The organism is Loktanella sp. DJP18 (assembly GCF_049310965.1).
In the GTDB taxonomy this organism is placed as follows: domain Bacteria; phylum Pseudomonadota; class Alphaproteobacteria; order Rhodobacterales; family Rhodobacteraceae; genus Loktanella.
The window spans coordinates 1-8,049 of record NZ_JBMERN010000145.1 but is presented as its reverse complement, the minus strand read 5'-3'; the positions used below and the strand labels follow the sequence as shown (position 1 = coordinate 8,049).

Genomic DNA, 8,049 nt, shown 5'->3' with positions numbered 1-8,049 from the left:
CCCCGCGACGCCGGAATGCCGCGAATTCGCCCTGTCGATCGCCGATTTCGCCACGCTTTACGATCCCCGCGCCGCGACCGAACCGGGAGAAGTGATGGCGACCTTCGACGCCTCGCAGGCGGACTTGTCCGAATACGCCAAGGGCATGGGTACGCTGGTCTGCGAAGCGCAACATGCGGTCGGCGGCGATGTGAAGGCAATGCAGCGGATCTGCGCCAGCGACGTGGCCGAACAGGCGGACGGGTCCTGGGCATCGCCCGGTGACGACGTGCCGCCCGCATGGGTCGCCGCCGGCCGGCCCGGCGACAGCCTGCATTCGGCTGACAATCTGCTGGTCGCGGACGAGATCTTGGCCAGTGCGGCGCTGAACGATCCCAACGCCACCCACGCGGACCTGACGCTGACCGATCACATGATCCGGTATCGGCGTGCGGCGGCGGGCTATGATGACCACGACCCGGACGCGCGGCTGGCCGCTCCGGTGTCGGCACCCCATCGCCCCGAAAGCATTTCGGTCGATCACCACGACCCCTATCTGATGAACTACCGGGGCGAGCCCTTGCCGCTGCGGGTCGGCACCAATTCCAGCGGATCGTCGGACTGCGATCTCAAGCCGCTTGGCCATTGGGTGGCCCGTCTGCAAACCGGTGTCGTGGAGGATTGCGAGATCAGTCAGCAACGGTCGGACGCGCGTGGCGACATGGCGAACGCCTTTCTGACTGGGTCCACCGCGGCCGGTGCCGACCGGATGCACGGCGATCCGGTGACGCCGATCCTGGAGACCTACGACAACGATCCGGTGCAGCTTCGCCTGATACAGGGCGCGCAGGAGGTGCAGCATACCTTCACGCTGGAAGGCTACACCTGGGAGCGCAACATCGACCAGAGGTTCCCCGCGATCCTGCCGCGGATGGACGACGTGACCCGCCGGGGCGCATTGGCGGATGCCTGTCGCAACGACCCGGTTCTGGGGGGTGCTGTCAGCCTGGCCCGCGACGGCAGGCCGGAACAGTATCGCCGCTGGATGATCTACGGGCCGTCGGGTTTCGCCGGTGCCGATCAGGATTACTGGAGCGGGTTCGAGTCCCAGATCGCGCAGTGCTTCAACGTCGAGGGACGGGTCGCGGCACAGGAGATCGGCATTTCCGAGCACTTCGAATTCCGCGCCTCACATCTGTTCAAGAGCAATTTCGAAGGCACCGGGTCATCGACCGTGGCCACCAAGCTGGCCTTCTATCGCAGACTTCTGAACACGGACCCGGAAAACTGGGCCATCATGGACCGGTTGGACCGGCTCCGCGACCAGCTGTTGCTGGCCAAGCGACGCACGTCCCCGTCGGACACGCTGGTTCATTTCGGATCGACCGATGCGCTGTGGAACGGGGCATGGGGGCTGCTGCGGGTCCGCGCGACTGGCGCGACCAAGGTGCCGCTGGATTTCAGCGACCGGTTGCAGGACAGTGTGGGTCGCATCGACGATGCTCTTCTCAATTTGCGCACCAACGAAGTCCGCGGTGACGCAGCGCGCCGCCTGGCCGATCCCATCGCAAACGAGGCCGAGGCGCTGCTGGATTTGCAGTCGCCGGTGCCGACAGAAGACCCGGTGCGACCGACGCTGCCCGACCTTGACCCGCGCGTGCCCGATCTGCGCGTGCCGGACTTGCGAATGCCGGATATGCGGGTGCCCGACCTGCGACGCCCCGACTTGCGGTTGCCTGACCTTCGGCTGCCCGAAGAACAATTGCCGCGGATCGACGTGCCGGACCTGAACCTGCCTTTCCGGCGCGGAGCCCTGGATCGCCGGGTTCTGCCGATCGAGGGCAGTGAGCGCATCTTTCCGGCGCAGTTTCTGGAGCCTCCAGCGCCTCTCGACCGGATGCTGGACTTCCGCGACCGCTTTGACGGGCTGATCGTGAAACCGGAAGCGAAGGGCACCGCGCTTGAACCGGAACTGATCGCGAAATGCGATCCGACGGCGCAGCGTGTCTATGCGGCTGTCGTTGCCATCGAGTCCGAGACGGTATTCGGCACCGGCACGCCCTTTTCCGCGCCCCGGTCAGAGCAGGACGGCCTGTTCTTTGCCATCGTCGACCCGCGGCGGTTGCTGAACCTCGTCGATCCCGTGCTTTACCCGACGATCAACGCCGTCGGCCCCGCCGATATCGACAGACTCGCGACGTGGAACGCGATCCCGCTGGACGACGTCGTGACCGCCGTGAACGAGGTCTACGGTCGGCCGGAGCCGATGGTGATGAACGTCAACGCCGGCGATTGCGTGCGGGTCACATGGATCAACGCGCTGCGGCGGGAAACGGGCACCAGCGGCCTGAAGGATGCACCGGGCGACGCGCTGATGCCAAAGATCACGTCGCTGAACGTCGACGTGCGCTGGTCGCCGGAAGAAGAGGCCGACGACACCCCGAACGAGAACGCCAACCTGACGTCCGAACTGGAAGTCGACGACGATGTGGAGCCTTCGAACCGTCTCGCGGTGAATTTTCCGCTGCCGATCATGAACAGGCAGTCGAGCTATGCGCGTCCCGTGGGCCGCAATCCGATCTGGGCGCTTGACGGGGCGGACCCCGGACCCGCATCGACAGTCCTGCTGTCGAACCTCGATCTGGACCCGCCCGACAACCGGGAACGCAGCGCCGAGATCATGCAGATGGAATTCTACGCAGGGCGTGCCTTTGGCAACTGGCGCAGGATTCCGGTCTGGGGACTGATCAATCCGTCCACCGCATTGCAACTGTCGTCCGTACGGCGGTTCATCCCGACCGAGATCGAACGGCTTGCAGTGTCGGACCTTGTCAAACAGGACCCCGTCTTGTCGGCCCTTGAGGAAGACGCGCGGCGGCTGAGGGCCGAGAACCCGCGCCTTGCCGCGCTTTTCCGCGACCGGGTCGGGCTGGCCTCGATCGACCGGACGCTGGGGCAGGACATCGACGACGTCGAACGGCTTGCGGCGCAATATGCGGGCCAACGGCGCGAATTTGCAGCACTGGTCGCAGAGCTCATCCCCGGAACCCGCCTGCTGGACCTGCAACCGCAAGAGGACCTCGATGTCCGGGGTGTCGATCCGCTCCGCCTTGACCCGGATACACGCAAGGCGCTGCGGATCGACCAGATCCCGATTGGGCGCACCGCTTTCCGCGGCATCGTATTCGGTGAGAGCAAGCTGCTGCCGACCGATGTGGCCAAGCGTCTGGGACTGGCACCCGACGACCCGTCAGGCGAAGACCGCGGCGTCCAGGTCTCGCTTGAAACGCTGACGGCCGCTGCGGTGCGGACTGATGTGGCGGTCGCGCGTCGGCTGATCGGCACAACGCTGAAGCTTGACGATCTGAGCCGCCGCTTTGCCGCCGATCTCGATGCGATATTGTACCGGCCCGGTCTGGTCTGGCTGATCGAATGGCTGGACGTCTTCGACGTGCGTTTCGTGCCCTATGCCTTTGGCGCGTTGCCGGTGAAATCGCAGGGCGATGTCATCGGTCATCCGCTGGAAGGGTTGATCGGCGCAATCACCGTCGTGCCTGAAAACGCCGTGATGCGCGATGTCAGGGCGTCAAAGCAGCGTTTTGGGGGGCCGCGCTTCGGATGCTTCCGGCTGGACCTGCTGACACCCGACAGGCCGCAGGGCAAGCTGGCGATCCCGGACCGGTTCCTGCGGCCGACCAACGACCGAGCTTGCACCGACAGCGTCATGGTGCCTGACCGTCGCAATCTGGATCGCCCCTACTGGACGGCGCAATTGACCACACCCGGCCCGGACGGCAAGCGTCATAGCATCCGCCAGTTCACGCTGTTCTGGCAGGATGGTCTGAACCTGACCGACCGCGACACGCAGGACGTATCGCTGGTCGGTGGCAGCAACATCCGGCTGGTGGCCACCTGCGGCATCTGCGGCGACAGCTATGACTGGGGCGAACGCGGCGTCAGCTATCGCAGCGAGCCATTCAGCGTGCGTTTGCGCGACACCGGGCAGGGCATCGTCGAAGACCACTTCAACCTGAATGCCTTCACCTTTGGCGAGGAGTTCTTTCCGCTCAAGCCGGCCGAACTAACCGCGCCGTCCAAGCAGCCGATGCCGGTGCTGCGCGCCATCGCCGGCGAAGAGGTGGTGGTACATGTCGTGCATCCCGGCGGGCGGGCGCGACAGCGGGCCTTCGTCACCGTGGCACAAGACTACGACGACATGTTCCGGGGTTTCGGATTCCCGCGCGCGGCGCTTCTGGCACCGGGCAAGGCGATCACGGCATCCTTGACCAAGGCGGTGGAGCCGGGATGCTACCTTTGGTTCGATGGCCCGGCGCATACGCGGTCCGGCGGAAGCTGGGGCCTGCTGGATGTCGTGGCAAAGGATCAGTTCGCCAATCCAGAGATCAGCGCCTGCGCGCGCGCAAGAGTGCGCTAGATGGCAGTTCGGTCGTCCTTTGCGGCCCTCTGCCTTGCCGTTCTGACGATGTCATCGGCGCTGGCGCAGGACGGCACGACCAGTCTGACGGCGGACCTGGCGCTGACGGACCCCACAACCGGGCAGCCCATGCAGCCCGGTGCCGGGCAGATGGTGCGGCTTGATCTGGCGCTGACCGATGCGGTCACCGGTCAGCCGCCGCGTGGCGTGCCGCTGCAAGGGTGGGTCCGACCGGTGCAGGCGGGGAATGCCAGTTGCGAACAGGCCGTGCGCGGTTTTCTGACGACGGGTGGCGTCCCGAGCGGTTCGGTCAACCTGAACACCTCTGTCCTAGCGATGCTGTCGCGGGATGGGTCGGTGGGCGTGATCGATCCCAAATTGAACCTGATGAGCGCGAACATGCTGGCCGCGTTCAGGTTGGACGAAACGGCCGGGGGACTTGTGGTCGACCCGGTCCGGATGCGCATCCTTGCCACGCAGGGTGCGGCGGGCAAGCTGTTGGCCCTTCCGGTGCCGGGCGGAGAGGCCGAAGAGCTGGCGTCCGGGCTCGCGGCACCGGCGGGCCTCGCCTTGACCGACGACGGCGACATCTGGGTCGCGTCGTCCGGTGACGGCACGCTAAGTCGCCTGTCGCCCGACGGCGACAGGCGCGGCAGCACACGCATGGGCGATGTACGCGCCACCCTGCGAGACGACAGCGATGTGCCGATCGTGGCATTTTCCGACACAGGTGCGATCCGGCTGATCGACCGCGCGACCGGCAGGACGCTTCTCGATCTGGGGCCGGGCGCACCCTTGTCCGATGTCGCGGCGATTGGCACGACGGGTCTGCTGGCCCTGCCGGCGGGCGGCAGCACGGCGCAGTTGCGCTATCTCGACGCCCTTAATGCCCCGGTCGACATTCCACTTGGTCTGCCGTTTGCGCGGGTCTCGGTCAGTCTGGACGGACGCTTTGCCATCGCCTGGACGCCGGGCAAGGCGACGTTCGTGCTGATCGATCTGGCCCGTGCCCAGGTCGTGCAGCCTGTCGCCCTGCGCGATGCGACCGTGACCGAGGCGCGGATCTTCAACGACGCCGCCTATGTGCTGAGCCACGATGGCGGCTTCGTCGGGGTGATCGATCTTGCGACGGTCGACCTTGGGCGCGCGGCCGAGATCACCGAGGTGCGGCTGGGCGTAAAAGGCGCGCGTCCGCAGGGAGAGACCGCGCTGCTTGTCCCGCTGGTGCCGTCGCCGCAACTGCTGGCGGTCGATCCGGTGACGCAGACCGGCTTCGTGATCGAAGCCATGTCGGGTGTGAACGGGATGCCGCCGATGGATGCCACGCGGTTGCGCGGCGGCATCCCGCAGAAGGTGCTTGTGGTCGACCGTCGACTCGCCGAAACGACACCCGGCCGGTTCGGCGTCGTCTGGTCCTTTCCGGCAGGGGACTACGAATTGATGCTGACGACCGGCATCACCGGGCTGTCCACCTGCTTGCCCTTTGCGGTGCAGGGTATCCGGCAGGCGAACGGCGTCATGCCCGTGCGGATGGAAGTGTCAACCGGCGCGGAGCCGATCCAGGCGGACCAGCCGCATGACCTGCGGCTGACGTTCTACGGACCGGAAGGCGACGTGATCCCGATGCCCCGGACCCGCATTCTGGTGCCAAGTTTCAGGTCCGGCTGGCGGACCGACGTGATGGCGGTGCCGCAACCCGACGGCACCTTGGCGTTTCAGGTCACCTTGCCCCATGCGGGCACCTTTGCGTTGCAACCGATGCAGCTTCCGCCGAACCTCGGGCTGCGGTCCGCGGTGATGATCGAGGCCGTTGAAACGGAAGGATAGGCTGATGCTTCGCAATGCGTTCCTGATCGCTGCCTTGACCTGCGGCCCGACCGCCATGACGGCCCAAGGCAAGGGCAGTTTCAAGCAGGGCCAGATCACGCTGCCCGAGATGACGTTGATCGACCAACACGCCAATGCGCACGCGCTGCGCGGCGATCTGGACAGCGGCGCCCTGCTGGTCATGACCTTCAGCTATACGCTGTGCGGGTCGATCTGCCCGATCGGCAACGACATCATGGCGCAACTGGATGACACGGTGGAGAAGATCGGCGGGCGGGACGTGCGGCTGTTGACGATCACCATCGATCCGCAGAATGATACACCCGCCATGATGGCGGATGCGGCGCGCAAGTTCGACGCCAGCGACCGCTGGCTGTGGCTGACGGGTCGCCCGGGCGACATCCGTCGCCTGCTGCAATCCGTCGGTGCGCCGGTGCAGGACCTCGAACTCCACGATCCCGTCTTTTTGGTCGGTGACGGGCAGACCGGGCGATTCCTGCGCACGCAGACGATGCCCACCGTTGAGGAGTTGCTGTCGATGCTGGACGCCACGTCGCGGTGATGCGCGGGGGTCTTGCCGCATGTGCCTGGGGTCTTGCGCTACTGGCAACCATGGCGCAGGCCGATCCCGGCCATGACTTGTTCACGGGCCAGAATCCGTCGGCGGCAGACGGTCGGATCGGCCGTTTTGCCTGTCACAGCTGTCATGGGCGCGACGGGCGCGGCGGCGTCGAAGGCGACGTGCCCGCCATTGCCGGGCCTGATCTGGGCGAGGCGACCGATCAGCGCCCCGCCTATGACCTTGCGCGCTTTCAGGCGGCGGTGACGGCGGGCATCGACCCGACCGGGCGCGGCCTGAGCCGGATCATGCCGCGCTACGATCTGTCCAAGGCCGAGGTGTCGCGGCTCTGGTTCTATCTGCAGGACCTGCCGCGTCGCCAGGCCCAGGGGATCACGCCGGATCATGTGCGGTTCGGTGTCGTGATCGATCCGGCCCTTCCCGCATGGGGCGCGCGGTATCTGGACGCCGTCCGTGGCGCTTTGCCGTCGGGCACGATCCATGGTCGCAGGGTCGAGGTCGTGGCGCTGGATGATCCGGTCCGACAGGCGGATACCGTGGTCGCGGCGCTTGCGATGCCGCCTCACCGGGACGAGCTCACAGCGCAGATCACGGCGACGGGCCTGCCGGTGATCTTTGCCTTGACTGCGCTGGGCGGCAACGAGGATGCGTCGATCGAGCGCAGCTTCGTGCCGACGGACCGCGAGGTGAACGGGGCCATCGTGGCGCACCTTGCAACGACCACGGCACGGCGCATCGGCATTTCGGCCGGACCCGCGCGGATCGACGCCCTGACCTTTCTGATCCGTTCGGCGATCCCCGATGCCGTCGTGGTGCCACTGTCGGCGGACGGGGACCGGCCTGACGCGGTGATCGACCTTGACGGACAGGTGCCGGGCGATCTGCCCCCGCCTGCGATCCTGTATCGGCTGGCATCGCAGGCGCGTGGAAGGGCGGATGCGCAGCGCAGCTTCCTCGTGATCGAGGCACCTCAGCTGATCGCCTTGGCGGTCGACGAAAACCTGCACCCGTTGGAGGCGCATGCAGCCCTGGCGGTCCGCATTCTTGTCAAGGTGCTGACACAGGCGGGACGTGATCTATCGCGCAGTCGGCTGCTGTCGGCGTTTGGCGATACACCGCTAAACGGCGAGCACCTCGACTATGCACGGCTACCGTTGAACGGGTCGGATCACGTCGCCATCCTGGAAGACCTGAATACGCCGGGAAGATGATTTCGATCAATGGCGTG

Annotated in this window: 4 protein-coding genes; all 4 read left to right on the top strand. The window is 66.2% G+C overall.

The window, feature by feature from the left end; genetic code table 11:
- Window positions 1-4,414 (top strand): hypothetical protein (locus tag ACOI1H_RS21955; protein WP_422440183.1); only part of this gene is annotated, 4,414 nt, incomplete at its 5' end.
- Entirely contained in the window at window positions 4,415-6,241 is a 1,827-nt protein-coding gene (locus tag ACOI1H_RS21950) for a hypothetical protein (RefSeq protein WP_422440181.1), read from the top strand.
- 4 nt (window positions 6,242-6,245) lie between these two features.
- A complete protein-coding gene (locus ACOI1H_RS21945; RefSeq protein ID WP_422440179.1) occupies window positions 6,246-6,803 on the top strand; it encodes an SCO family protein in 558 nt (185 codons plus the stop codon).
- On the top strand, window positions 6,803-8,032 hold the full coding sequence (locus ACOI1H_RS21940; RefSeq protein ID WP_422440177.1) for a hypothetical protein: 1,230 nt from the start codon (window positions 6,803-6,805) through the stop codon (window positions 8,030-8,032). Before ACOI1H_RS21945 ends, ACOI1H_RS21940 begins: the two co-directional genes overlap by 1 nt.
- The last annotated feature ends 17 nt before the right edge of the window (window positions 8,033-8,049 follow it).